We start from the raw sequence: 2,489 nt of genomic DNA, 5'->3' as shown, positions 1-2,489 counted from the left end.
TTAACGAAAAGAATCGAAAAATCCGGCCAATCAGGCTCGTCCGCAGTAGATCAGTCGCTATTCTCGGACAGCCTCCTAGCTTTTCCGAAGTTCAAACTCATCATCCAGTTGCTCCCAAGTATTGACCAGGCCAGTGTAAGCGATTTCCGTTTGCTGAGCCATGGCAATGCCAAAGAACCCTTGGCGCCTTATTTCCACTGCGCGGCGTTGTGATAAATGGCGGGCGTAATCCCATGCCTGGTTATCAAAGAAATCCACATAGCGTTCAGCAAACTTGCCCTCTTGATTCATTGAAAAACCGATTGCGGAAATGATTGGATGACAATAGGGACCGGTCACAGCGGTATTCACTGGAACCGGCAATTGCGGCATATTGTGTGACCCACGCGCATCGCCACTGATAATCTGATTGACTGTTGCGTAGGGCTCGACAATTTCCTCAGGCGCCGGAAAGATGCCCTGATTACGTATAATTGCGATCGGATCATCTTTACCCGTATATTTGCCAGCAATATTATGCAAGCGGGTAGCTGCCACTGAGACGACTTGTTCATCGGGCTTGTAGCGAGAATGGATGGATTCAACCGCATAGCGATCGGGGTTTTGCAATAATGCCGCGACGTCCCAGGAACGTTCGGGGACATCAAGCCGTATGATACGGTCATCTGCCTCCCCTTTATGATCCATATCAATAATGGTAAATGTCCATCCTAAATGCATTTTAGGATTCAGCAGCAAACCACCATTATGCATGGGATCCGTAAAGGTCAAATACAAAGGCAGGTTGAACGCACCCGGCGCACACTTATCGCCCGCAAATATCATGAAGGATTCCGCCGGTCTGTATTCTGATTTTGCGTCAAGTTCAAATTCGATTTCGGCAACACCAGGCCCGGCCCCACGCACATTACCCGATGGCGCATCGACTAGCAGATCCTGCCCTGCACCATAATTCCCCTGAGCTTCTGCCACCTTCGCAGCAGCCAGGAATGCTTCCCATGCAAAATCAACATGAATTTTCTCATTGTTGACACCATGTCGATGAGAAAAAATAATGGCGATATCATCACCCGTAAAGGTAACTGTACCATCAATCAACAAGCCGGAATCAATATTCTTTTGCAACAGCATACCAACAGCATCCAACATTTCCTCACTGGGTCGGGTATGCCCGCCGATACTCCCAACGTCGGCTTTGATTGCACTCAGGGTAATCTGCATGGTGACACCTCCATGTATTAAAAATACAAATATCCTTTCTCGCCTATCAAGAATGTACTGAAGATCATATTGGGTGTCAAACAAAGCGGCTGGCACTAAATATTGCCTGATTACGGCCCGATTGGCGTCAGAATACAGATTGGGATACCAAGTATTGCGCCACAAGCAGAGCAGATAGGTAGCCGGGAAAGATCGAAACAGAGCCATAGCACATGGGCGAGCGTGACAATCGCGAATTTCGAGGATAACCCGCAGGGTATTATTTTAGGTGATAGTCATTGCGTGGCTTTATCCTGCCCGACTACACGTTGGTTTGGGCAGGTTTGTGTGAACTGATCTGTATCCAATTGTTTAACTGTACAGTTGCCGTTACGGAGATATTTGTGCAAAAAAACGGATACCCTGGATTCGTATCCCTTGGGATCAAATGCGTGAAGATCAACATGCGCGGCACCAGCCACGATCGATAGCTCCTTAGGCTGGTTGGCGGCTGCAAACAGGCGCAGCGTTTCCGATATGGGAGTATGCCGGTCTTCAGCACCAGACATGATCAATACCGGACTATGTAACGCAGGCAATTCAGCGATGGGACGAAGCTGTTCTGGTGAGATGCCCCATCGAATAGGGAATTGCCAGAGAAAAAGTGGAGTGAGCAGGCGCCCAAGTGGACCCAGCCGTTGCTGCAATCTTTGATCAATTGCATTTTCAATAGTTGGATACATCGATTCCAGCACCACGGCGTGGGGGGCAGGTGATACTTGCGAGAGCATGAACGCTGCCGCACCCAATGAGACGCCAATGACAGCGATGGCCTCGCCGGGAAATAATTCTGCCAGATAATGCACAGCGGCGCTGACACCTTCGGCCTCGCGATAGCCAACTGTAATACGGTCTCCACTGCTTTCTCCATGCGCTGGAAGATCGATGAGCATCACCGAGTATCCGCTCTGGAACAGAAATCTGGCGCGCCCAAGCATCTGGCGCCGGTCACTGCGCACACCATGCAACAGCAGGACAACTCCCATTCCAGGCGTTCCCCGTGCGAGCCAGCCAGAAACATGACCAGTGGAAGCATTTACACGATTGGGAGGGCTGAGCAAGGTAATCGACTCAACAGGCAGGTCTGGCGGTACCACACCGACAGACCGTCGAACAGGTTGACTGAGCCTATCGCCAACAAAAATCGCCGCCCCGGTCACGGCAGACACCGCTAGGACAGCCAAATATATTAAAATGAGGATCGAACGAGGCATGCATAATCTCATTCT

2 protein-coding genes are annotated in these 2,489 nt (G+C 50.1%); both read right to left on the bottom strand.

All coding sequences use genetic code 11. The features are described from left to right. Window positions 1-75 precede the first annotated feature (75 nt). Window positions 76-1,221, bottom strand: a complete 1,146-nt coding sequence (locus tag ABTW62_RS13820; protein ID WP_430905155.1) for a fructose 1,6-bisphosphatase — start codon at window positions 1,219-1,221, stop codon at window positions 76-78. A gap of 275 nt (window positions 1,222-1,496) precedes the next feature. Next, the coding region (locus ABTW62_RS13815) for an alpha/beta hydrolase (RefSeq protein WP_430905154.1) at window positions 1,497-2,489 on the bottom strand (993 nt) is incomplete at its 5' end.

This window comes from Nitrosomonas sp. ANs5 (assembly GCF_050584665.1).
GTDB lineage: Bacteria > Pseudomonadota > Gammaproteobacteria > Burkholderiales > Nitrosomonadaceae > Nitrosomonas.
The sequence above is the reverse complement of the archived record's forward strand: the minus strand, read 5'-3'. Positions and strand labels throughout refer to the sequence as shown.

What these genes read in the sequence shown, in the direction of transcription:
- ABTW62_RS13820 (WP_430905155.1), bottom strand. Translation starts at nt 1,221, where the DNA reads ATGCAGATTACCCTGAGTGCAATCAAAGCCGACGTTGGGAGTATCGGC.